The organism is Pseudomonas sp. LBUM1651 (genome assembly GCF_059716135.1).
Genome location: NZ_CP166805.1, coordinates 3,316,915 through 3,341,409 on the forward strand (window position 1 = coordinate 3,316,915; position 24,495 = coordinate 3,341,409).

General features: G+C 59.4%; 17 protein-coding genes and 3 pseudogenes. 12 read left to right on the forward strand and 8 right to left on the reverse strand.

The window, feature by feature from the left end; all coding sequences use genetic code 11:
• Positions 1-78 precede the first annotated feature (78 nt).
• A complete protein-coding gene (gene metH, locus ACA066_RS15400; RefSeq protein ID WP_497695596.1) occupies positions 79-3,789 on the forward strand; it encodes a methionine synthase in 3,711 nt (1,236 codons plus the stop codon).
• A gap of 201 nt (positions 3,790-3,990) precedes the next feature.
• A complete protein-coding gene (locus tag ACA066_RS15405) occupies positions 3,991-4,209 on the forward strand; it encodes a DUF2970 domain-containing protein (RefSeq protein WP_497695597.1) in 219 nt (72 codons plus the stop codon).
• Here ACA066_RS15405 and ACA066_RS15410 read toward each other — a convergent pair.
• Positions 4,206-4,463 (reverse strand): annotated as a pseudogene (locus ACA066_RS15410) (LacI family transcriptional regulator); the annotation flags it as partial. The gene ACA066_RS15405 and the pseudogene ACA066_RS15410 sit on opposite strands and share 4 nt — an antisense overlap.
• A 553-nt stretch (positions 4,464-5,016) precedes the next feature.
• Here ACA066_RS15410 and ACA066_RS15415 point away from each other — a divergent pair.
• Positions 5,017-6,675: a nitrite/sulfite reductase gene (locus ACA066_RS15415; protein ID WP_497695598.1), complete on the forward strand. Its 1,659-nt coding sequence runs from the start codon at positions 5,017-5,019 to the stop codon at positions 6,673-6,675.
• Positions 6,659-7,153 carry a DUF934 domain-containing protein gene (locus tag ACA066_RS15420; RefSeq protein WP_017339176.1) on the forward strand — a complete coding sequence of 165 codons (495 nt, stop codon included), beginning with the start codon at positions 6,659-6,661 and terminating at the stop codon, positions 7,151-7,153. The genes ACA066_RS15415 and ACA066_RS15420 overlap by 17 nt, the downstream gene beginning before the upstream one ends.
• A 52-nt stretch (positions 7,154-7,205) precedes the next feature.
• Here the strand turns inward: ACA066_RS15420 and ACA066_RS15425 are convergent, their stop codons facing one another.
• Both ACA066_RS15425 and sohB read right to left on the reverse strand, forming a co-directional pair.
• Positions 7,206-10,988: a dermonecrotic toxin domain-containing protein gene (locus tag ACA066_RS15425; RefSeq protein ID WP_497695599.1), complete on the reverse strand. Its 3,783-nt coding sequence runs from the start codon at positions 10,986-10,988 to the stop codon at positions 7,206-7,208.
• Positions 10,989-11,179: 191 nt separating this feature from the next.
• Positions 11,180-12,202 carry a protease SohB gene (gene sohB, locus ACA066_RS15430; RefSeq protein WP_497695600.1) on the reverse strand — a complete coding sequence of 341 codons (1,023 nt, stop codon included), beginning with the start codon at positions 12,200-12,202 and terminating at the stop codon, positions 11,180-11,182.
• A gap of 202 nt (positions 12,203-12,404) precedes the next feature.
• Here sohB and ACA066_RS15435 point away from each other — a divergent pair, with 202 nt between their 5' ends.
• Together ACA066_RS15435 and ACA066_RS15440 are read left to right on the forward strand one after the other, a co-directional pair.
• Positions 12,405-13,115, forward strand: coding sequence for a histidine phosphatase family protein (locus ACA066_RS15435; protein ID WP_497695601.1), 711 nt, complete (start codon positions 12,405-12,407; stop codon positions 13,113-13,115).
• Between the two features lie 64 nt (positions 13,116-13,179).
• On the forward strand, positions 13,180-13,494 hold the full coding sequence (locus ACA066_RS15440; RefSeq protein ID WP_007946492.1) for an SCP2 sterol-binding domain-containing protein: 315 nt from the start codon (positions 13,180-13,182) through the stop codon (positions 13,492-13,494).
• Positions 13,495-13,574: 80 nt separating this feature from the next.
• Here the strand turns inward: ACA066_RS15440 and ACA066_RS15445 are convergent, their stop codons facing one another.
• Positions 13,575-14,171 (reverse strand): hypothetical protein, encoded by a 597-nt coding sequence (locus tag ACA066_RS15445; RefSeq protein ID WP_497695602.1) that lies wholly within the window; start codon positions 14,169-14,171, stop codon positions 13,575-13,577.
• A gap of 325 nt (positions 14,172-14,496) precedes the next feature.
• Between ACA066_RS15445 and ACA066_RS15450 the strand changes: the two genes are divergently transcribed.
• From ACA066_RS15450 to ACA066_RS15465, 4 genes are all read left to right on the forward strand, one after another.
• Positions 14,497-16,344: an amidohydrolase gene (locus ACA066_RS15450; protein ID WP_497699884.1), complete on the forward strand. Its 1,848-nt coding sequence runs from the start codon at positions 14,497-14,499 to the stop codon at positions 16,342-16,344.
• A gap of 871 nt (positions 16,345-17,215) precedes the next feature.
• Positions 17,216-18,079 carry a LysR family transcriptional regulator gene (locus ACA066_RS15455; RefSeq protein WP_497695603.1) on the forward strand — a complete coding sequence of 288 codons (864 nt, stop codon included), beginning with the start codon at positions 17,216-17,218 and terminating at the stop codon, positions 18,077-18,079.
• A gap of 106 nt (positions 18,080-18,185) precedes the next feature.
• Positions 18,186-19,331 carry a sterol desaturase/SRPBCC family protein gene (locus ACA066_RS15460; protein WP_497695604.1) on the forward strand — a complete coding sequence of 382 codons (1,146 nt, stop codon included), beginning with the start codon at positions 18,186-18,188 and terminating at the stop codon, positions 19,329-19,331.
• A complete protein-coding gene (locus tag ACA066_RS15465; protein WP_497695605.1) occupies positions 19,328-20,428 on the forward strand; it encodes an SMP-30/gluconolactonase/LRE family protein in 1,101 nt (366 codons plus the stop codon). The genes ACA066_RS15460 and ACA066_RS15465 overlap by 4 nt, the downstream gene beginning before the upstream one ends.
• A 113-nt stretch (positions 20,429-20,541) precedes the next feature.
• Here ACA066_RS15465 and ACA066_RS15470 read toward each other — a convergent pair whose 3' ends face one another.
• Both ACA066_RS15470 and ACA066_RS15475 read right to left on the reverse strand, forming a co-directional pair.
• Entirely contained in the window at positions 20,542-20,784 is a 243-nt protein-coding gene (locus ACA066_RS15470; protein WP_497695606.1) for a hypothetical protein, read from the reverse strand.
• 110 nt (positions 20,785-20,894) lie between these two features.
• Complete coding sequence (locus ACA066_RS15475; RefSeq protein WP_214382902.1) at positions 20,895-21,134, reverse strand: DUF465 domain-containing protein; 240 nt, start codon at positions 21,132-21,134, stop codon at positions 20,895-20,897.
• Between the two features lie 217 nt (positions 21,135-21,351).
• Here ACA066_RS15475 and ACA066_RS15480 point away from each other — a divergent pair, with 217 nt between their 5' ends.
• Positions 21,352-21,873 (forward strand): DUF4142 domain-containing protein, encoded by a 522-nt coding sequence (locus ACA066_RS15480; RefSeq protein ID WP_497695607.1) that lies wholly within the window; start codon positions 21,352-21,354, stop codon positions 21,871-21,873.
• A 59-nt stretch (positions 21,874-21,932) separates the two neighbouring features.
• Here ACA066_RS15480 and ACA066_RS15485 read toward each other — a convergent pair whose 3' ends face one another.
• Both ACA066_RS15485 and ACA066_RS15490 read right to left on the reverse strand, forming a co-directional pair.
• A complete protein-coding gene (locus tag ACA066_RS15485) occupies positions 21,933-22,121 on the reverse strand; it encodes a hypothetical protein (protein WP_497699979.1) in 189 nt (62 codons plus the stop codon).
• Between the two features lie 138 nt (positions 22,122-22,259).
• A pseudogene (locus ACA066_RS15490) lies at positions 22,260-23,840 on the reverse strand (excinuclease ABC subunit UvrA); the annotation flags it as partial.
• A 2-nt stretch (positions 23,841-23,842) separates the two neighbouring features.
• Between ACA066_RS15490 and ACA066_RS15495 the strand changes: the two are divergent.
• Positions 23,843-24,418, forward strand: a pseudogene (locus ACA066_RS15495) (LuxR C-terminal-related transcriptional regulator); the annotation flags it as partial.
• Positions 24,419-24,495 lie beyond the last annotated feature (77 nt).

A 24,495-nucleotide genomic window follows, 5' to 3' on the forward strand; every position in this document is an offset into this window, starting at 1 on the left:
AAAAACCGCACATGCTCTAAAAGCGCACAGGTTTGCTATGATCCCGGCCCTTCGTCATGGTCTTTCCGAGTAGTCCCAATGTCCGATCGCAGTGTTCGCCTTCAAGCTCTCAAGCACGCCCTCAAAGAGCGCATCCTGATTCTCGATGGCGGTATGGGCACGATGATCCAGAGCTACAAGCTCGAGGAGCAGGATTACCGTGGCAAACGCTTTGCCGACTGGGCAAGCGATGTCAAAGGCAACAACGACCTCTTGGTGCTGACGCGCCCGGACGTGATCGGTGGCATCGAAAAAGCCTACCTGGATGCCGGCGCTGACATTCTGGAAACCAACACCTTCAACGCCACCCGGATTTCCATGGCCGATTACGGCATGGAAGAACTGGCCTACGAACTGAACGTAGAAGGCGCTCGCCTGGCGCGCAAGATCGCCGACGCGAAAACCCTCGAGAACCCGGACAAGCCGCGCTTCGTCGCCGGCGTGCTCGGCCCGACCAGCCGCACCTGCTCGCTGTCACCGGACGTCAACAACCCCGGCTACCGCAACGTGACCTTCGATGAACTGGTGGAAAACTACACCGAGGCCACCAAAGGCCTGATCGAAGGCGGCGCCGACCTGATCCTGATCGAAACCATTTTCGACACTCTCAACGCCAAAGCCGCGATCTTCGCCGTGCAAGGGGTGTTCGAAGAGCTGGGCGTCGAGCTGCCGATCATGATTTCCGGCACCATCACCGACGCCTCCGGCCGTACCCTGTCGGGCCAGACCACCGAAGCGTTCTGGAACTCCGTGGCCCACGCCAAGCCGATTTCGGTCGGTTTGAACTGCGCCCTCGGCGCCAGTGAACTGCGCCCGTACCTGGAAGAGCTGTCGAACAAGGCCAGCACCCACGTGTCGGCGCACCCGAACGCCGGCCTGCCGAACGAGTTCGGCGAGTACGACGAACTGCCGTCGGAGACCGCCAAGGTCATCGAAGAATTCGCCCAAAGCGGCTTCCTCAACATCGTTGGCGGTTGCTGCGGCACCACGCCGGGCCACATCGAAGCCATCGCCAAAGCCGTGGCCGGTTATGCGCCGCGTGAAATCCCGGACATTCCGAAGGCCTGCCGCCTCTCGGGCCTGGAGCCGTTCACCATCGATCGCAGCTCGTTGTTCGTCAACGTCGGTGAGCGCACCAACATCACCGGTTCGGCAAAATTCGCCCGCCTGATCCGTGAAGACAACTACACCGAAGCCCTGGAAGTCGCCCTGCAGCAGGTCGAGGCCGGCGCCCAGGTGATCGACATCAACATGGACGAAGGGATGCTCGATTCGAAGAAGGCGATGGTGACCTTCCTCAATCTGATTGCCGGCGAACCGGACATCTCCCGCGTGCCGATCATGATCGACTCCTCCAAGTGGGAAGTGATCGAAGCGGGCCTGAAGTGCATCCAGGGCAAGGGCATCGTCAACTCGATCAGCATGAAGGAAGGCGTCGAGCAGTTCATTCATCACGCCAAACTGTGCAAGCGCTACGGCGCCGCAGTGGTGGTAATGGCCTTCGACGAAGCCGGCCAGGCCGACACCGAAGCGCGCAAGAAAGAAATCTGCAAACGCTCCTACGACATTCTGGTCAACGAAGTCGGCTTCCCGCCGGAAGACATCATCTTCGACCCGAACATCTTCGCCGTGGCCACCGGTATCGAAGAGCACAACAACTACGCCGTGGACTTCATCAACGCCTGTGCCTACATCCGTGACGAGCTGCCGTATGCGCTGACCTCGGGCGGCGTGTCCAACGTGTCGTTCTCGTTCCGCGGCAACAACCCGGTGCGTGAGGCGATTCACTCGGTATTCCTGCTGTATGCAATCCGCAATGGCCTGACCATGGGCATCGTCAACGCCGGTCAGCTGGAGATCTACGACCAGATCCCGGTGGAACTGCGAGACGCCGTCGAAGACGTGATCCTCAACCGCACCCCGGAAGGCACCGACGCCCTCCTCGCCATTGCCGACAAGTACAAGGGCGACGGCAGCGTCAAGGAAGCCGAGACCGAAGAATGGCGCGGCTGGGACGTCAACAAGCGTCTGGAACACGCGCTGGTCAAGGGCATCACCACGCACATCGTCGAAGATACCGAAGAATCCCGCCAGTCCTTCGCGCGCCCGATCGAAGTGATCGAAGGCCCGCTGATGTCCGGCATGAACATCGTCGGTGACCTGTTCGGCGCCGGCAAAATGTTCCTGCCGCAGGTGGTGAAATCCGCCCGCGTGATGAAGCAGGCCGTGGCCCACTTGATCCCGTTCATCGAACTGGAAAAAGGCGACAAGCCGGAAGCCAAGGGCAAGATCCTGATGGCGACGGTGAAAGGCGACGTGCACGACATCGGCAAGAACATCGTTGGCGTGGTACTCGGCTGTAACGGCTACGACATCGTCGACCTCGGCGTGATGGTGCCGGCGGAGAAGATCCTGCAGGTGGCCAAGGAGCAGAAATGCGACATCATCGGCCTCTCCGGTCTGATCACGCCTTCGCTGGATGAAATGGTTCACGTGGCCCGCGAGATGCAGCGTCAGGACTTTTACCTGCCGTTGATGATCGGTGGCGCGACCACCTCCAAGGCGCACACGGCGGTGAAGATCGAGCCGAAGTACAGCAACGACGCGGTGATCTACGTCACCGACGCTTCCCGCGCCGTCGGCGTGGCGACGCAGTTGCTGTCCAAGGAGTTGAAACCGGCGTTCGTCGAAAAAACCCGCCTGGAGTACATCGACGTTCGCGAGCGCACCGCCAACCGCAGCGCCCGTACCGAACGCCTGAGCTATCCGGCCGCCATTGCCAAGAAGCCGCAGTTCGACTGGAGCACCTACGCGCCAGTCAAACCGACGTTCACCGGCTCCAAAGTGCTGGACAACATCGACCTGAAAGTCCTGGCCGAATACATCGACTGGACACCGTTCTTTATCTCCTGGGACCTGGCCGGCAAGTTCCCGCGCATCCTCGAAGACGAAGTGGTCGGTGAAGCCGCTACGGCGCTGTACGCCGACGCCCAGGAAATGCTCGCCAAACTGATTGACGAGAAACTGATCAGCGCCCGTGCGGTGTTCGGTTTCTGGCCAGCCAACCAAGTGCGTGACGACGACATCGAAGTCTACGGCGATGACGGCAAGCCACTGGCCAAGCTGCATCACCTGCGTCAGCAGATCATCAAGACCGATGGCAAGCCGAACTTCTCACTGGCCGACTTCGTGGCGCCGAAGGACAGCGAAATCACCGACTACGTGGGTGGCTTCATCACCACCGCCGGTATCGGCGCCGAAGAAGTGGCCAAGGCTTATCAGGACGCGGGCGATGATTACAACTCGATCATGGTCAAGGCCTTGGCCGACCGCTTGGCCGAGGCGTGCGCCGAGTGGCTGCACCAGCAAGTGCGTAAAGAGCACTGGGGCTACGCGAAGGACGAGACCCTCGACAACGAGGCGCTGATCAAAGAGCAATACACCGGCATCCGCCCTGCTCCCGGCTACCCGGCCTGCCCGGATCACACCGAGAAAAGCACCCTGTTCGCCTTGCTCGACCCTGAAGCCAGCGAGATGCAGGCCGGCCGCAGTGGCGTGTTCCTCACCGAGCACTACGCAATGTTCCCGGCGGCGGCGGTCAGCGGTTGGTACTTCGCTCACCCGCAGGCGCAGTATTTCGCGGTGGGCAAGGTCGACAAGGATCAGGTGCAGAGCTACACCTCGCGTAAAGGTCAGGAGTTGAGCGTGACCGAACGGTGGCTCGCGCCGAACCTCGGTTACGACAACTAAGATCAGTCTCACGGCCACAATCCCGTGGCCAACGGAGACCCCCTGTGGGAGCGAGACCGGCTTGCCGGCGATAGCGTACTGACAGTCGACATCAATGTTGACTGAAAGGCACTCATCGCGAGCAGGCTCGCTCCCACATTTGCTTAGTGCATGCCATGGATTGTCTATGCTTACTCTTCACACATCCGTGACGAGGGGTTTATGGACGATCCAGTCGACAACAAGCCGCCCACGTTCTGGCAGATGCTGCACAGCATCATGGCGGCGGCGTTCGGGGTACAGAGCGGGAAGAACCGGGCCCGGGATTTCACTCACGGCAAGCCCAGTCATTTTGTGATTCTGGGGATTCTGTTCACGACGGTGTTCGCCTTGGCGCTATACGGCATCGTGCAACTGGTGCTGCTGTTGGCAGGGGTTTAGCGCATCAGGGTTTGCAGGCTGAACGTATAGCGATAGGACGTCGGGCGGCCCTTGGCCGACAGGCGACGGAAGTCCACGCCGTAATCCGGCGAGTCCCCCATGGCCAGCATTCGCCTGGCGGTTGCCTTGTCGACCAGTTGCAGCAGCGGAATCTGGCGATCGCGGCCGCCATACTGGCTGATGTCCACGCCCCGATCGAGGTCATGCAATTCCACCAGAGCCCAGCCGCCCTGGGTGAAATGTCCGCCCGCATCAGCAGGAAGGTGTAGAAGAACTTCAGCATTGATCGTCCGAGCCCCCGGAAATTCGCTGCGCATTATAGCCAGCGAACCTCCGTAAAACGGCGTTTATTCCGGCTTTTGTCCGACAATCGTCGGAGTCGGGCCCGGACGGGGTCGTTTATTGATGGCTGACCCAGAATACCGCGGTGCCTACGACCAGAATGATCAGAAACAGAATGGCCCACGCATCGACCGTACTGTCAGGCTTTGAAGCTTTGGTAGGGTTGCTCATTGCATCGCCTCTTGTCGGTTTTATCGGTGATTGCATAAAGACTCGACCACAGTAAAGACGAGGATTGCCCGCACGACAAATACGGGTTTATCAATAACGCTTCTCGTTAGTCGTTTTGGTTCTTTGCATATACTCAAACATCACTTTTGCGCATAACTCCAAACTGGTATCTTGCCCCGGCTCCGTAGGGAGTGCGCGGCCGTGCGCGCAGAATTGCCGAGGCAGTATCGGAGATGTCAGCAAGCGAAAATCGCAACTGGATCCGACCGGCCCAAGCCTGAGAACAGGACTTATATGTACGTATACGACGAGTACGATCAGCGGATCATCGAGGACCGCGTCAAGCAGTTCCGTGATCAGACCCGACGCTATCTGGCAGGCGAGCTGAGCGAAGAAGAATTCCGCCCTCTGCGCTTGCAGAACGGGCTTTATATCCAGCGTTTCGCGCCAATGTTGCGGGTGGCGGTGCCTTACGGCCAGCTGACTTCGCGCCAGACGCGGATGATGGCGAAGATTGCCCGCGACTACGACAAGGGCTATGCGCACATCAGTACCCGCCAGAACGTGCAGTTCAACTGGCCGGCGCTGGAAGACATCCCGGACATTCTGGCTGAGCTGTCCACCGTGCAGATGCACGCGATCCAGACCAGCGGCAACTGCCTGCGCAACGTCACCACCGACCAGTTCGCCGGTGTCGCTTTCGATGAGCTGATCGACCCGCGCCCATGGTGCGAGATCGTTCGCCAATGGACGACATTCCACCCGGAATTCGCGTACCTGCCGCGTAAATTCAAGATCGCCATCAACGGTTCGACTTCCGATCGTGCCGCCATCGAAGTCCATGACATCGGCCTTGAGCCGGTGCACAACGCCGCGGGCGAACTGGGCTTCCGTGTGCTGGTCGGCGGTGGCCTGGGCCGTACTCCGGTGGTCGGCGCGTTCATCAATGAATTCCTGCCGTGGCAAGACCTGTTGAGCTACCTCGACGCTATCCTGCGTGTTTACAACCGCTATGGCCGTCGCGACAACAAGTACAAGGCGCGCATCAAGATTCTGGTCAAGGCCCTGACGCCTGAAGTCTTCGCGCAAAAAGTCGATGCGGAAATGGAACACCTTCGCGGTGGCCAGACCACGCTGACCGAAGCCGAAGTGCACCGCGTCGCCAAACACTTCGTCGACCCGGACTACAAGGCACTGGACAACCAGACCGCCGAACTCGCCGAACTCGACAAGCAACATCCGGGCTTCGCTCGCTGGCGCACTCGCAATACCCTGGCGCACAAGAAGCCGGGTTATGTCGCCGTGACCCTGTCCCTGAAGCCGACCGGCGTTGCGCCGGGCGACATCACCGACAAGCAGCTCGACGCCGTGGCCGACCTGGCCGATCGTTACAGCTTTGGTCAACTGCGCACGTCCCACGAGCAGAACATCATTCTGGCCGACGTTGAACAGAGCCAGTTGTTCGCCATGTGGGGCGAATTGCGCGAGCAAGGTTTCGCCACGCCGAACATCGGTTTGCTGACCGACATCATCTGCTGCCCTGGCGGTGATTTCTGCTCGCTGGCCAACGCCAAATCGATCCCGATCGCCGAATCGATCCAGCGCCGTTTCGACGACCTGGACTACCTGTTCGACATTGGCGAACTGGACCTGAACATCTCCGGTTGCATGAACGCCTGTGGTCACCACCACGTCGGCCACATCGGCATTCTCGGGGTGGACAAGAAAGGTGAAGAGTTCTACCAGGTGTCCCTCGGCGGCAGCGCCAGCCGCGATGCGAGCCTGGGCAAGATCCTCGGCCCGTCCTTTGCCCAGGAAGCCATGCCTGACGTGATCGAAAAGCTGATCGACGTGTACATCGAACAACGTACCGAAGACGAGCGTTTCATCGACACCTATCAGCGTATTGGCATCGACCTCTTCAAGGAACGCGTCTATGCAGCGAATAATTAAAAACAACGAAGTCGTCGACGAAACCTGGCACCTGTTGCCCAAGGACTTCAACATCGACGAGATCAGCAACTGCGACGACCTGATCGTCCCGTTGCAGCTGTGGCGCGAACACAGCCGTATGCTCAAGGCCCGCGATGGCGGCCTGGGTGTGTGGCTGGATGCCGATGAAGAAGCCGAAGAGATCGGTGAAGACGTCGCGAACTTCCAGGTCATCGCCTTGAACTTCCCGGCCTTCACCGATGGCCGCAACTACTCCAACGCCCGCTTGCTGCGTGACCGTTATGGTTTCAAAGGTGAACTGCGAGCGATTGGTGATGTACTGCGCGACCAGCTGTTTTATATGCATCGCTGCGGGTTCGACGCTTTTGCCATTCGCGCCGACAAAGATCCGTACGAAGCCCTTGAAGGTCTCAAGGATTTCTCGGTGACCTATCAGGCCGCCACCGACGAACCGCTGCCGCTGTTCCGTCGCCGCTGATCGTCACACCTTGAACCCCTTCGCGGGGTTCAAGGCTCCCTCCTTGTGATGTTCAAGGCCCCACGCGACCCTCCAGCGCCGTGAACGCCGCCATCGGGTGATCAAACCGCCCACTGCTGCGACTCAATCGTCCCCACATTTCGTCTGAAGCATCCGCCTGTTGCAAAAGTCGCCAGACTCGCGCCTGAAGCGACAGATAACTGACTTGAAAGTCGGGCGTCAGACAGAGGCGGTCTATTATGGCAAGAAACCGCGTACCGGAGGGTTTGCCTGCGAGTCGCTGCCATAGGGCTTGCCGAGACTGTTGCAACGCTTCATCACAGTCGCGCAACCACACCAGCGGCGTGCCGTAGTCTGCGCCCGGCACACCCAGCCACAGATTGATTCCCGTTTGCTCGCGATGACTGACCAGTCGGCGCAACGTGTCCTCGTCCGTCAGCGGATTACCCCATAGCAACACGCGATCATCCGCGACAGCCTGATTGATTACCGCTGGCGGAACCCGGGTTATGCCGTTATCGCGCAAGTCCAGCAGCGTCAGATAAGGCTCATCCTTGATGCCGACCGGACACCGGGTGATTTGGGTGTTCCTCAAGTTGAGCTGACGCAGATCATCCATGCCCATCACCATCGGCGGCATGCCCAGCGGATTGTCGCTCAGGTCCAGGATTTGCAGGCGGGCCAGATCTCGCAATTGTGCAGCGCCGCTGCCAGTGAAGACCAGTTGCGTGGATCGCACGTTCAGTGAAGTGAGGTGAGTCAATTGCCCGATCACCGGAGGAAACGCGCGCCCGCCCTCCCCGCCGACAAAGAAAGGCCGCAAGTCGACACCTTCCAGATTCAACACACGTAGATTGGGAAAGTTCTCAAGAAACCCGTTGAGGCTCTCCTCCACTGTCACGTGCAAGCCATGCAGCGATAACTCGATTACATCATTGAGCCTGACATTCAAGGCGGGCAACCGGTGATAGTCTTCAAAGGCCATTTCCAGCCTGACGCCCTGAACCTGCGGGCTTGAATAGACAACGTTTTGTTGCGGTCCACGCTTCTGCCAGATGGAGACCAGTTCCTCGGCCAGTTCTATTCTGATTGTTCGTTCGTTTTGTATTTCGCTCTGCAGAAGCGCGACGTTATAGGCCTCGATTTGTGCTGGGCTCATCCCTGCCGCCGCAACATCGCCTGCGGCCAGGAAAGGAAGATCGATGTTGTTGACGTCTGCGACCACTTGGTCGACCCAGCCAGTCAGGTCGATATTGAGTTGCTGAAGTTGCTGTTTCAACCATTCGATGTACGCCTGGACCGATGCGCCATGCCGTTGAAGTACCTCATCAGCCTGGGCATCGGTGAAATCAGGATAAATATCCTTGAGCTGCAACCTCATCATTTCGTGAGTCATCGCTTCGGCCTGGGGTGTCACCGGATAGCCTCCACCGCGCAAACCCTGAGGCTCAAAAGTCAGCCCGCTGTCCATCCTTTGCAACCCGAGGATGGCCTGCGAACGAGGCAGCGCCAGATCGCCGAGCTTTACACGCAATTCGTTGCCTGGATCATGAGACATCAGACGCAGCGCCGAGCGTTCGTCGTCTGACAGAATAGAGAGCACCGTCTCGTAAAAGTCCGTTTGCAGGTGCTGCTGATAACGGTTCCCCACTTTGATGATGCTTCGAGAGTGAGCAGCGTCGAGCGGACCGCAACGGTCCAGTACACGGCCACCGGGCGAACGGTCAAGAATGTCTATTCGAAGATTCCTGGGCCATCCCGGCAAATTCTTGAGGGAGTGCAACGCCAAGGTGTCTGTCTCGGAATTGTCGACCGTGCGAAGGTAAAAACCTTCGTAAGCACGATTGAGCCGTACATGTTGCTGGTAATGACGGACCTTGCTGTCCAGACGCTTGAGCACCTGCCTCGCCTCGGCAACGTCGGGTGTTGTTCGGATATCCACGCCATAACGGTCGAGCATTTGCTCGATGGCACTTTTGGGCAGGTCCGGATACTGCCGCTGAAACAATCGGACCCACTCATGTTCCGAGTGTTGAAGTGCTTCGTAACGGCTATTGAATTGCTCGGCCGAGCCGGCCGGCCCCAGATCCTGATCGATCTTGAAGCGACTGATGGTGTCAGCCAGCAAGGGGGTTGGTGGACGCCCCGTCTGCATCAACCGCAACATATCGTCGTCGATCGCGCTGACTTTGCCGATCTGTGCCAGGACGTCATCGCTCAAAGACGCCACGGACGGGCCGATGCCGCGGATCAATTCGACCCGTGTCGGCAGTGCCAGGCTCGTTGGTTGTGGCGTTGGGGCAACGGAGATTTCCGACGCAGGCCTCACACCTCCTTCTTCCGGATGGGCGACCGCAGTTTCCCCCTTCAGCGCCACCTCTGCGGCTATCGGCAGTGCATTGAGCAAACCAAAAACGGTGCGCGTCACGCCTTCCGACCGTTCGCTCGAAGTTTTACCGTCTACCACCTGATCCAGACCGTAACCCGCGTCAATAAGCCCGGCCAGCGCCAATATTCCCTCGCCACCCGGAACGAACAGCGCCAAGGGGCCAAATCGGTTGATCCATTGCACAAGCGGTTCAACGACTGCACTTAAATTGTCGCGATTGACCTGGGCATCGTTTCGGATGCTGTTGAGGCTGGCCAGGGCTGCCTGCTTCATCGTCAGAACCAGTTGCGCAAACGGATCGCTCGCCGATGGCGGATCGTCGTAGCTGATGTACTCGTCCGGCCCCCAGTAGCCGTCGTTGTTGAAGAAACCGGCATTGTTGGTCAGTCGGTGTTTCGCCGGATACTGCGCCATGCCATCCAGCGCCGTCAGCACACCGGCGTGAAACGTCCCGTCCTCGCGATCGTCTTCGGCAAAGTGCGAGGCCAATGCCTGTCTTGTCGTGCTGACCTTGCCCTGCGCAACGATCCATTGGTGCATTTGCGTGGCGTTGGCGAACTCATGCAAGGGTGACGAGTTGCCCGGTATGTACAACAACACCCTGGCACTGGCGGTGTTGCGCAAGGCCCAGATATCTGTCGCGGTATAACGGTACAGTTTCAAACGGCCGGCTTTGACGGACGAAGAAACGCGAGTCGGCGCTTGCAGTTGCTCGATGGTCAGCGTTTCCCATGACTGATCTGGCGGCAAGCCTGCCGCCTGCATCACCAGCTCCAGGCCTTTTTGAGTCAAGCGTTGTTCATGAAGCTGCAACCAGGCCGTCATGACGAACGCCGCTTTGACCGACGTTCTCAAGGGGTAAGGACTGGCAGCAGCGAGCACTTCGTCCGACGGCCAGGCGTGATCAAGATACGTTTTATAGAGCCCCTGCAGGTCAAGCTCCCACACCCATCGTTTGAAATCCGCCGGCCTCAAGTTGATCTGAGTCAGCGGGCCATAGGTTTGGGGAGCCGTTTGGCGATAGATACCTTCATACGTCTCATGATTGCCGCTGCCACGATCGGCGAATTCATCGACGTTCTCTACAATCCGCACGGAAGGCCCGATGTCCGGCGGCGTGTACAGACCAAAGGCCGTTTCAGCAAAACGCCCGTCTCCAACGGTCTGATAATTGGACAGCAGCGCTTGCAACAGCGATTGCGAACTCGCCACTTGTCCCTGCTCGATACCCTCCTGTGCAGGATGGCCCTTGTAGTGGTAATCGAGCGTCACCAGCAAGGCAGTCTGCGGATCGATGTTCGCCCCCCACTTTTCCTTGATCAAGTGCTCGCCAAACTGGCTGGGGGACTGTGGCAGTGCGATGTCCACGACGTTTTTCAGTTCATCGCGCATTTGCAGAGACGGCGCCGGGGAAGGGCCGGCAACATCGTGAGGAAGTTCTTTCATGGTGCATTCCGTTGCGGTCATTTCAGACCACCACCCTACTCGACCCGAGCCTCCGAAAAAGCGGGAGCGATTGACAGTGACGATAGGAAATTTCGCTGCTTGGGCACGGAAAGCAGAGCGATTTTTTGACGGACAAAAAAAATGAAACCGTGGCGGTTATCCACGGTTTCATTTGTTTAAAGCTATAGAAGTTACCAGAAGCGTTGCTGGGTCAGCCGGCTCCACCAGTTCAGCAATACACGATCGACCGAACCGCTGGCCGCCATGCCGATGCGTTCCTGCAGGCTTTTGCGTTCGGCGTAGTGCAGGTGATAAAGCTCGGATTTCTTCGCTCGTTCGGCCAGATATTCGTCGCTGGTCTTGAGTTCATCGACCAGTTGCTTGTCCAGCGCGGCAACACCGAGCCAGATTTCGCCGGTGGCCACTTCGTCGATCGCCAGTTGCGGGCGATAGCGGGACACGAAGTTCTTGAACAGCTGGTGGGTGACGTCCAGGTCTTCCTGAAATTTCTCGCGGCCCTTTTCGGTGTTTTCGCCAAACACGGTCAGGGTGCGCTTGTACTCGCCGGCAGTGAGGACTTCAAAGTCGATGTCGTGCTTCCTCAGCAGGCGATTGACGTTTGGCAACTGCGCCACCACGCCGATCGAGCCGAGGATGGCGAACGGGGCGCTGATGATCTTCTCGCCGATGCACGCCATCATGTAGCCGCCGCTGGCCGCGACCTTGTCGATGCACACGGTCAGTGGCACGCCGGCATCACGAATGCGCGCCAGTTGCGAGGACGCCAGGCCGTAGCTGTGGACCATGCCGCCACCGCTCTCCAGACGCAGCACTACTTCATCCTTTGGCGTGGCCAGGGTCAGCAGTGCGGTGATTTCATGGCGCAGGCTCTCGGTGGCCGAGGCCTTGATGTCGCCATCGAAATCCAGCACGAACACCCGGGATTTTGCCTCGGGTTTCTTCTTTTGTTTTTTCTCGGTTTTCGCTTCGACCTTGCGCAAGGCCTTGAGCTGGTCCTTGTCGAGCAAGGTCTGCTCCAGGCGCTCGCGCAGCCCTTTGTAAAAATCATTGAGTTTGCTGACTTGCAATTGGCCGGCCGACTTACGCCGACCTTTATTGCGCAACGACGCGAAACTGGCCAGGACCACCAGAATGGCGATCACCAGTGTCACGGTTTTAGCCAGGAAACTGGCGTATTCGGACAGAAACTCCACAAGGACTCCTTCAATACAAAGCGCTGCATCAACGCGCGCGGGATAACATCAGCATACCCATGCGCCGGCCCGGCGGCCAGCCGTGAAACCTCTGGCAACAGGCTGTAACGGGCATTTCAAACAAGCGTATGTTTTTTCATTGACAGCTCACCGTCATCCTCATAACCTCGCCAAACCTTCAACGTACCGGGATGACGCGGACGTGGGCAGTATCTATTTGATTCGACATGGCCAGGCCTCCTTTGGTGCAGACGACTATGACGTCCTGTCGCCGACCGGTGTTCGCCAGGCAGAAGTCCTCGGCCAGCATCTCGCCGGGCTGGGTATCCGCTTTGATCGCTGCCTCTCGGGCGACCTGCGCCGCCAGCAGCATACTGCCAGCAGTGCGCTGGAACAGTTCGCTGCCGCAGGCTTGCCGGCGCCGATCGTGGAAACCGATTCTGCTTTCAATGAATTCGATGCCGATGCGGTGATCCGTGCGCTGCTGCCGGCCATGCTCGACGACGAACCCGAAGCGCTGGAGATCCTGCGCAACGCCGCGCAAAACCGTGCCGAATTCCAGCGTATTTTTGCCCTGATCATCGAGCGCTGGCTCGCCGGTACGTATGACACCCCGGGCCTTGAAAGCTGGCTGGGTTTTGTCGAGCGGGTGCAGGCCGGTCTGCACCGAATCCTCGAAAGCGCCGACAACACACAGAAAATCGCCGTGTTCACTTCCGGCGGCACCATCACCGCCCTGCTCCACCTCATTACGCAAATGCCGGCAAAGCAGGCCTTTGAACTTAACTGGCAAATCGTCAACACCTCGCTCAACCACCTGAAGTTTCGTGGTCGCGAGGTGGCACTGGCTTCTTTCAACAGTCATGCGCATCTGCAACTGTTGAAAGCCCCGGAACTCATCACGTTTCGCTGAGTCCGGACTATTGTGACCCTGGCTGTAATCACCCAGCTCTTATTACCCAAGAAAGGATCGAACCATGACCTCCGTAGCTGATGCCGTACAAGCAATGAAAGCCAAGTTCAACCCAGCCGCTGCTGCCGGTCTGGACCTGGTCTTCGGTTTCCGCATCGACGACACCAAAAACTTCTCGCTGATCGTCAAGGACAGCACCTGCGAGCTGCAAGAAGGCGAAAACCCTGACGCCCAGGTCACTCTGGTGATGGACGGCGAAACCCTGCAAGGCATCGTCGACGGTTCGACCGACGGCATGCAAGCGTTCATGGGCGGCAAGCTGCGCGCTGAAGGCGACATGATGCTGGCCATGAAACTGTCCGAGCTGTTCCCAAGTTAAGACGGCGGCTCCCGCTCTCGGGAGGCTCTCTGGCTGCAAACGAATCCCGCCCCTTGTGGCGGGATTCGTCGTTTCAGGGCTCAGCGTGTGCCGGCGTCATCCATTTCTTCGAAGATTCTGGTGTGCTCTTCCTCCAACGGATCCATGCTTTTGACCTCCTGCACTTCACCGTTATAGGTCAGGTTGCCGTCATCTCCGTCTAGCCGAAACTGGATGACAAACCTGCGATAACTCACTTGCAGGAACAGGTTGTAGACATCCGACGGCTTGTTCGGGGCAAGGAAGAAACTGTGGGAATAACGCACACGCCGGGTCAGTACCGGCCACGCGTTCCACACAGCCCGGGCATTCACTTCAGGTTGAACATCCTCCAGCGCCTCAATGGCTACCTGGACCAGAAAATCGTTGTCCTTGGCCTTGAAAACAAACGGCTTGGCACGCGTCATGATGTACGGATTGGCCTTGCCGTCGAGATCTTCGGTCACGTACATGCCATTACTGAACCACTTCGTGGCATCGAACAGCGGCCCATTTATCCCCGTGGAATCGGCCGTCATCATCACGGTTTCAGGGACGCTGCGGGTTTGAGCGTACAGGCAAACCCCGCTGACCAAGCCGACGGCTATCAGCGCGGCTATCAAGATATGTTTTGGATGACTGAGTTTAAGAGATGCCACCGTGCAATTGTCCTTGTCCTTCGGATCGAGCGGCAGCGTGCGCCATCGTCTACGTCCTTGTTTTAGCCGGGCGGGAAATCTAACCGATCTGCCCCGTGGTGAAAACAGGCTGTCCGTGAATTTGCGGTCTATATTCCTTCTGGCCGCATGTGTCAGACATCGGCTGTTCTATCCCCTTTTTCTTCTCTGAAAGAACCAAGCGGAGAGCACTGCCATGCCCCCACCTGACGACCGCGAAGGGATCAATCGCCGACATGTGCTGCAAGGCCTTTCGGCAGGTGCCGTCGGTGCCTGGATCAGCCCTTTATTCGCAGGGAGTAAAACCATGCCAGATACCCCGGCCGACCTCATTCTGTACAACGGACGCCTGCACACCGTCGATCGCAAGAAACCCCAGGCCAGTGCCGTCGCCATCAAGGACGGGCGCTTCGTGGTGGTCGGAAGCGACGCTCAGGCCATGGCACTGCAAGGCCAGGGCACGCAAATCATCGACCTGCACGGTCGCACGGTGATTCCGGGTCTCAACGACTCGCACCTGCACTTGATCCGTGGTGGTTTGAACTACAACCTCGAATTGCGCTGGGAAGGCGTACCGTCACTGGTCGATGCCTTACGCATGCTCAAGGATCAGGCCGACCGTACACCCACGCCGCAATGGGTGCGGGTGGTCGGTGGCTGGAACGAGTTCCAGTTCGCCGAAAAACGCCTGCCTACGATTGATGAACTGAACAAAGCCGCGCCAGACACGCCGGTGTTCGTGCTGCACCTCTACGACCGCGCCTTGCTCAACCGCGCCGCATTGAAAGTGGTCGGGTACACCCGCGATACACCGAACCCGCCGGGCGGTGAAATCCAGCGCGACACCAATGGCGACCCGACCGGCATGCTGATCGCGCGCCCCAACGCGATGATTCTCTACTCGACCCTGGCCAAGGGACCGAAACTGCCGCTGGAGTATCAGGTCAACTCGACCCGGCAATTCATGCGCGAACTCAATCGCCTCGGCGTCACCAGCGCCATCGACGCCGGCGGTGGTTATCAGAATTACCCGGACGACTATCAGGTCATTCAGCAACTGGCCAAGGACCAACAACTCACGGTGCGCATCGCCTATAACCTGTTCACCCAGAAACCCAAGGAAGAGCTGGCCGACTTCAAGAACTGGACCAGTACCTCCCATTACGGCCAGGGCGATGACTTCCTGCGACACAACGGTGCCGGAGAAATGCTGGTGTTCTCGGCGGCGGATTTCGAAGACTTTCTCGAACCTCGTCCGGATCTGCCGCAAACCATGGAGCAGGAACTGGAGCCGGTGGTTCGCCACCTCGTCGAGCAACGCTGGCCATTCCGCCTGCACGCCACCTACAACGAATCCATCAGTCGCATGCTCGATGTGTTCGAGAAGGTCAATCGCGACATTCCGTTTGACGGCTTGCCCTGGTTTTTCGATCACGCCGAAACCATCACTCCACAGAACATCGAGCGGGTCAAAGCCCTGGGTGGCGGGATCGCAATCCAGGACCGCATGGCGTTCCAGGGCGAGTACTTTGTCGACCGCTACGGCGCCAAGGCCGCCGAGCACACGCCACCGATCGCGCGGATGCTCGCCGAGGGCGTTCCTGTCGGCGCCGGTACCGATGCCACGCGGGTGTCGAGCTACAACCCCTGGACCTCAATTTATTGGCTGGTCAGCGGCCGCACCGTCGGTGGTCTGGAGCTGTATCCGCAAGGTTTGAGTCGCGACACCGCACTGGAGTTGTTCACCCACGGCAGTGCCTGGTTTTCTTCCGAGCAAGGCAAGAAGGGTCAGATCAAGGTCGGGCAACTGGCGGATTTGATTGCGCTGTCGGCGGACTATTTCCATATCGAGGATGAGGCGGTGAAATGGATCGAGTCGGTGTTGACGATTGTCGATGGCAAGATCGTCTATGGCACCGCCGAGTTCGAGAAACTCGGTCCGCCTCCCGTGCCGGTGGTGCCGGAATGGTCACCGGTGGTTAATGTGCCGGGCCATTGGAGACCGCTGGCGCCGATGACGGCACAGGCTCATCAATGCGTCGGGGCTTGTGCGGTGCATGCCCACAGCCATGAACGGGCGCGGTTGTCTTCGGCACCGGTCAGTGATTTTCAGGGCTTCTGGGGAGCGTTTGGCTGTTCGTGTTTTGCGTTTTGAATGTGTCCGGCGGCGGGGGTTTTGATGGTGTACATATCCATTCCTGCGGTAACGGCCACTAATGGTTCCGCCCTTACGGCGGGTTACTTGGAAAAGCGCCAAGTAACCAAGCGCCTGCGACCCTGACGTACGGTGCCTCGCTATGGCTCGGCATGCCCTCGCTCCGGTCCTGCTCCGTGGGCCCGCCGCCATCGGCCATCCATGGCCGGGGGCGGCTAACCCGGCATCCATGCCGGGTTGCCCACTGCGCAGAACCTGCGCTCGGCCTTCCGACGGGGCAGATCAAGATCAAAAGCCAAAGCAAAGCAAAGCAAAGCAAAAGCCAGATCAACAACTGGAGCGAACTCATACCTGTGGGAGCTAGCCTGCTAGCGATGGACGTCCAGACACAGCATTCATTCAGACCGCACGCGTTATCGTTAACGTCCATCGCTAGCAGGCTAGCTCCCACAGGGGAAATGCATACATCCGAAGAGCCAGGTCGGCCGGTAGGCCGCCTCGCAGTGCTGTGGCGGTAGTCGCCCCCTCGAGAGGCTTCGTTCCAGTTCTGCGCAGTGGGCAACCCGGCATGAATGCCGGGTTAGCCGCGCACGGCCATGGATGGCCGATCGCGGCGGGCCTACGGAGCAGGACCGGAACGAGGGCATGGCAAGCCTTAGCGAGGCACCGAACGAAAGGGGCAAAAGCGCTTTGGTTACTTTCCGCCGGGCCGCGCAGGCTTTTCGAAAGTGACTCGCCGTAAGGGCGAAACCATAAGCCGCCGTTACCGCAGCAACGGATATGTACACACTCATCAAAAGACGCCCAACGCGCAACAAACGCCCCGGCCGTATCCGTTTACAATGCCCAAACCTCCCGCACCGGCCTCCCCATGGACATCGACCTCGCCCGCACTTTTCTGGAAATCGTCCGCCACGGCAGCCTCGCCGCCGCAGCGGAAAAACTCCACGTCACCCAGACCGCGATCACCGCACGTGTACAGAAACTCGAAAACCAGCTGGGCAGCACGCTATTCGTGCGTAACCGCGCCGGTGCTCGCCTGACCCCGAACGGCGAAGCCTTTGTGGTCTACGCCAATCAACTGGTCGAAACCTGGGAAGCCGCACGCCGGGACTTGCCGTTGCCGGAGGGATACCACGACGTGCTGCACATCGGCGGCGAGGTCAGTCTGTGCAACCCGTTGATGCTCAGTTGGGCCGCCGAACTGCGGGAGAAAATCCCCGGCCACGCGCTGCGCATGGAGATCCGCGAAGGGGAAAATCTGCTGCGCCAACTGGAACTGGGGGTGCTGGACGCGGCGCTGGTCTATCAACCCGAATATTGGCCGCGCCTGCAAGTCGAGCAGGTGCTGGAAGAAAAACTGATTCTGGTACGCCTGGCCGGAAAGCCGGATCCCTACGTGTACATCGACTGGGGCCAGGACTTTCGCCGTCAGCACGATGCCGCGTTACCGGAGAAAGCCAAGGCGGCGCTGAGCTTCAACCTCGGCCCCCTGGCCTTGCAATACATTCTGGAAAACGGCGGCAGTGGCTACTTTCGTACCCGGGTGGTGCAGAGTTACCTGGAAAGCGGTGTACTGGAACAAGTGCCGAAAGCTCCGGAATTCAGCTACCCGACCTATCTGGTTTACTCCCGCGACCGTGACTCGGCCACCCTGCAACACGCCTTCGACTTGCTGCGCGAAGTCATCCGGTCCGACGATGACTGGTCGCAACGCTGGAACCCGCTGACCTGAGTCCGCTTTACACCGGAACATCGCGTTTGTGTCCTCTGGCTTCGGCCCGCCGGAAACGGTGGGATCGTCTAATCTGCTGGGACAACAATAACCACAGGTGAACGCAGTGAGGCAGACCACCGAGGCTTTTCGCAGCCGCTATCGCGCTGATATTCATCCACGCTACAACCCCTGGCTGCACGGCGGCTTTGTGCTGCTGTTCGGCTTGCTGGCCATCGGTGCATTCTGGAGCACCGTGCATCAGGTGCTGCCGCTGGAATGGCTGGCGGTGCCGCTGACGTTGTTGTTCTTCAACTTCGGCGTGTACACGGTGCATCGCCACCTCGGGCATCACAAAAAAAGCTTCGCGCGGATGTTCTACGCCCGCCATGCAGGCGACCATCACAGCTTCTTCGCTCCCGGCCACATGACTTACGACAGCGCCCGCGACTGGCGGGTGATCCTGTTTCCAGCCTGGCTGATCGTGGTGCATACGCTCGTCATCACCCTGCCCGTCTGGTGGCTGCTGGAGCAGTTCGATGCCAACGTCGCCGGTCTGGTCGGCGGCTGCCTCGTCCTCGGTTACCTGACCTATGAAGTGTTCCATGCCTGCGAGCACCTGCCGCCCTCGAACCCGGTGACGCGCTGGCCGTGGATCCGCCAGATGCGTCGCCTGCACGAATTGCATCACCGCCGGGAGTTGATGCAGGAACGCAATTTCAACATCGTGTTTCCACTGATGGACTACCTGTTCGGCACCCTGTATTGGGAGCCCGAGCCAACGTACCTGCACCCGACGAGAACGCCCATGACCCGCATGCAGCATCAAATCACTATTGCCGGCAACCCGATTGACGTGCTCGCCTACGCCAGCACCGTGACCCGTTGGCCGGAGTGGCACCCGTCGTCGCTCAAGGTCGAGGGCCAGGGCGGTCCGCTGCATGCCGGATCGCGCTTCGAAGAAGACATCAGGGCTGGCGGGCGCGAGGGGCATTTAAGCTGGGCGGTCAACGAGTATTTGCCCGGTCGTCGCTGGAGCGCTCGCGCTCAGGGCGATCATGGCTTGTCGTTGGTAGTGACTTACGAATGCGAGGCCGAGGGCGACGGCACCCGGTTTGTCCGCACTCTGGAATACCAGTTCAGCGGCCTGGGGATGCGCATCGCCAACCGTCTATTGCTGAAGCGGCGCATCGATCATGAATCGGCCGCGTCGATGCTGGCCTTGCGCGAAATGGCCCACAAGCACCTGGCCCCGGCAGGAGTCACTGTGTGAGTCGAACCGTCGCGTTTCGCCGTGTCGTGTTGCTGGTGATCGTGGTCATTGCCGCGTTTCTGCTGCTGATGCCGACCAAGGTGCAACCCGTGGCCTGGACGCCGCCACCAGCGCCTTCACTCACCAGTGGCCCGTACGCCGACAATCAACGTCTCAAAGGTGTGGAGCGTGTGGGCGCCGACGATATCGACGGGCCGGAAGCCTTGCTGCTGGAGGACAACGTGCTCATCACCGGCCTGCATGACGGTCGTCTGATTCGCACCAGCCTCGACGGCAAGGTCACCAAAGTGCTGGCTGATACCGGCGGCCGGCCGTTGGGCCTGGCGCGTCACCCCAATGGTTTGCTGGTGATCGCCGACGGGGTCAAGGGTTTGCTGTCGCTGGACGCTCAGGGGCGGTTGATCGCATTGACCACGGCGGCGAATGGTGTGGACTTCGGGTTCACCGACGACGTGGCCATCGACAAGTCCGGGCACTACGCCTATTTCAGTGATGCTTCCAGCCGCTTCGGATACGGCCACGACGGCGAGGCGATCATCGAGCACGGCGGCGATGGTCGCTTGCTGCGCTATGACTTCCAGAGCGGTAAAACCGCGGTCCTGCTGGATAAACTGGAGTTTGCCAACGGCGTGACCCTGGGACCGGACGAGGCTTTTGTACTGGTCAACGAAACCGGTGCCTATCGCATCAGTCGATACTGGCTGAGCGGTCCGAAGGCCGGCACCCACGACCTGTTTATCGACAACTTGCCGGGCCTGCCGGACAACCTCGCGTTTAATGGCCGGGACCGTTTCTGGGTGGCGCTGTATGCTCCGCGCAACGCACTGCTCGATGCCACGGCAGCACATCCCTTCGTGCGCAAGATGATCGTGCGGGCGATGACCGTTCTGCCCAAACCCGTGGAGAAACGCGGGTTTGTATTGGGACTGGATGTCGAGGGCAAAGTGATTGCCAATCTGCAGGACGGCAGCAGCGACAATTACTCGCCGATCACCACGGTGCGTGAGTATGGGGAGTGGTTGTATTTCGGGTCGTTGAAGGCCAGACACATGGTGCGCTTGCCGCTGGGCACTGCCCTGTCACAGACACCGAAATAATCTGTAGGAGCTGAGCTTGCTCGCGATGACGGACTGTCAGACACATCAATGTTGATCGTGCTGCCGTCATCGCGAGCAAGCTCAGCTCCTACAGAATATTGTGGGTGCCCGGCTTACCGAGGATTCATCTCGCCATCGCGCACCGCGTTATCGGTTTCTTCACGCACGCGCTCCGGGTCGAGGTCGGTGCCGTCGTCCTGGTCCATGGGGATGGCGCCTTCGTTGTTCGGCAGTTCGTCGATACCCGGTTCATCTTCAGGGTTGACGGTGGTGCGCCCCGGGCTCAACGGCTCGGGATGGGTGGGGATGGGGTCGTAGCCGCCCTGCTCTTCGCTCGGGAACTTTGGGTCATTCATTGGGGCACCTCGCATGGAGCCGTAAAGTCGGACTCTGATCATTCGAGGTGCCGGGATTTATCGCCGTTCCAATTTTTCAGCCACCGGTCGTCGGTGGCTGGAGCGACATGTCAGGATGACTGGAGTTGTTGGACGATCTTGTCCTTGACCTGCAAGCGCTTCTCCTTGAGCTTCTTCAGTGCGTCATCACTGGGCGCATCCGATTGGGCGGTTTCAGCCTTTACCACCTCGGCGTCCGCCTGCGAATACTTGTTGATCAGTGAATCCAGTAACGGATCCTTGGTGCGTTTTTGCTGGATATCTTCCTTTGAAAGTTTCAAGTCCTGATAAAGGTCGTGTGGCACCGGCATGGAACACCTCCGTTTGTTGATCGGTGGCAAACGCGATCGATTGCGTTCACCAACTATCAGAATGGCCTCGGTCGGCGGGTTCTGTCGACCGCCTATCAGACCAGCGGTGTCCGTTCGTCGTCCTGTCGCAAACCCGATAAAACCTTTGCCCGTCCGTCGGCCTCCACAGATTAACGATCACCTGATCGCCCATGAAAACCTGTATGGAGAATAACCAATGGACGGATTCACCCTGCGCCATCTCACACTGGCCGTAGCCTTGAGCACCAGCATGGGCGCGGCTTTCGCGGCCACTTCCAATGACTTCGTCGACAAGGCTGCCGCCGGTGGCATCGCCGAGATAGAAGCCAGCCGGCTGGCCCTGGAAAAAAGTGCCTCGGCCGACATCAAGGCATTTGCCAACATGATGATCACCGATCACTCCAAGGCGAACGACGAACTGGCGACCATCGCGAAAAAACACGACATCGAGGTGCCTGACACAACGACATTAGTGAAGCAGGCCAAGGAAAAGATTCTCGACATGCGTGACGAATCGTTCGACGCCGCGTACGCCAACAATCAGGTCAAGGCGCACGAAGAAACCATCGAACTGTTCAAGGAAGAAGCCAACACCGTGACCGACGACAAAGTCAAAGGCGCTACCGAACTGAAAGGTTTCGCACAAAAAATGTTGCCGGGCCTGGAAAAACACCTGGATGCGGCGAAAAAGCTGCAAGCCGCCCATCCGAGCAAGTAACGCGCACCAAAACCAAAAAGACCGCCTCCATGGATGCGGTCTTTTTGTGTGCACCGGGACTAGCCGCCGTCGGTATCGATGTCGGCGTCCGTCTCCTCGCCAGGTTTCGGGCGATCCGGATGCGGCTTGAAGCCCGGGCTGAACTCATTGTCGTTATCGGTATGGCGATTCTTCTGGTCAACCGCTTTATCGGCACTTTCCGGTTCGGCGGTTTTTGCGTCTTCTTCAAGACCACGTTGATCGTTCATATGCACCTCGTTCGTCACTGGCATTGCGCGGCTGAAACACCGGCCTTGTGAATTCGAAGCTTTGCGGCGGGCATCGTTCCATTGGACAGACCACCGATTCTGCAGGCGTTGCGGAGGCTGCGATCCTTTGATTCATCCTCACCCAAGCACCCGAGCCAAAAACGGTGCCGTTCGGCTCTTTTTGCTGTTGGCGACTTTCTGCGGCGTCCCTGCCACCACAATCCTGCCGCCCTGATCCCCTGCCCCCGGTCCGATGTCGATCACCCAGTCACTCTGCGCCACCACGCGCATTTCATGTTCGACGACAATCACCGTGTGCCCCGCCGTGACCAGCGTATTCAATTGCTCGAGCAAGCGATCGACGTCCCGCGGATGCAACCCGGTGGTGGGCTCGTCGAGCACATACAAGGTCGCGCCGCGCTGGTTGCGTTGCAGTTCGGTAGCCAGTTTGATCCGCTGGGCTTCGCCACCGGACAACTCGGTCGCCGGCTGCCCGAGACGCAGGTAGCCCAGGCCGATGTCACGCAGCACTTCCAGCGAGCGACGGATACCCGGCTGCTCAACGAACACCTCGACCGCTTCGTCCACCGTCAACTGCAACACCTGGGCGATGTTCAAACACTGCCAGGTAATCGCCAGTGTCTCGGGGTTATAGCGTGCGCCGTGGCACGTCGGGCATGGCGCGTAGACGCTGGGCATGAACAGCAACTCGACGCTGACAAAGCCTTCGCCTTCGCAGGTCGGGCAGCGGCCCTTGGCGACGTTGAAGGAGAATTGACCGGCGTCGTACCCTTTGGCCTGCGCCTCGGCTGTCGCGGCGTACAGTTTGCGCACGTTGTCGAACAGCCCGGTGTAGGTCGCCAGGTTCGAGCGCGGCGTGCGGCCGATGGGTTTCTGATCGACTTGCACCAGACGCTTGATCGATTCCAGCCCTGCGCTGACCTGGCCGCCACTGACTTGCGGTGCGTCGTCTTCCAGGCTCAGTTCTTCGGGTTCGCTGTCACTCACTCCACGCCCGAGATGCGCGCCCACCAGTTCCAGCAGCGCCTGACTGACCAGGCTTGATTTACCGGAACCCGAAACGCCGGTCACCGAAGTGAAACAGCCCAGCGGGAACTCGGCACTGAGGTTGCTCAGGTTGTTGCGGGTGATGCCCTCCAGCCGCAACCAATCGGTCGGCTTGCGGCTGGTTCGCGACTGACGGACCTGATCGGCGAACAGGTACGCGCGGGTCTGCGAGTTCGTCACGTCGGCCAGCCCCTGCGGCGGCCCGCTGTACAGGATACGGCCGCCATGCTCGCCCGCCGCCGGGCCCACATCGATCAGCCAGTCGGCACGGCGCATGGTTTCCAGGTCATGCTCGACCACGAACAAGGTGTTGCCCGCGGCTTTCAAGCGTTGCAGGGCTTCGAACAGCGCTTCGCCATCCGCCGGGTGCAGACCGGCCGACGGTTCATCCAGTACGTAAATCACCCCGAACAACTGCGAACCCAATTGCGTCGCCAGACGCAAGCGCTGCAACTCACCGGACGACAACGTCGGCGTGCTGCGCTCCAGCGCCAGGTAACCGAGGCCCAGATCGGTCAGCGTGCTGACCCGCTCCAGCAAATCCTGAGCGATCCGTTGCGCGGCCAGGCGTTTTTCCACCGACAGGTTGGGCGTGTGGCGCACATCCGGCGCGTTGGCGTGACCACTGGCGCCGTGGGCGACTCGCTGCTCACATGGAAACCGCCGACCTCGACAGTGCCCTGGCGCTGACTCAGGAACATGACGACCTGGACCTGATCCTGCTCGACCTGAACATGCCGGGGATGCACGGCCTCAATGGCCTGATCAACCTGCGCAACGAGGCGCCGACCATCCCGGTGGTGATCGTCTCCGCCGAGCAGGACAAGCAGATCGTGTTGCAAGCCATCACCTATGGTGCGGTGGGTTTCATCACCAAATCTTCGCCACGGGTGCAAATGACCGAGGCGATCCAGCAGATTCTCAACGGCAACGTCTACCTGCCGCCGGACATCATCCGCACGCAAAAAAGCGGCACCCACCGCCGGATGAACGATAACCCGAGCTTCCCGCCGGAACTGCTCCTGGCCCTGACGCGCAAACAGTTGCTAGTGCTGGAGCGCATGACCAAGGGCGAGTCGAACAAACAGATCGCCTACACCCTGGAAATCGCCGAAACCACGGTCAAGGCCCACGTCTCGGCGATCCTGCGCAAACTCAACGTGCACAATCGGGTGCAGGCGATCCTGAGTGCCGGGGATATTGATTTCGGGTCTTATCTGCGGCGTTGAGATTGTCTGGAAGACCGCGTCGCACCCATCGCCGGCAAGCCGGTCTCGCTCCCACATTGATCTGCATTGAACACAGC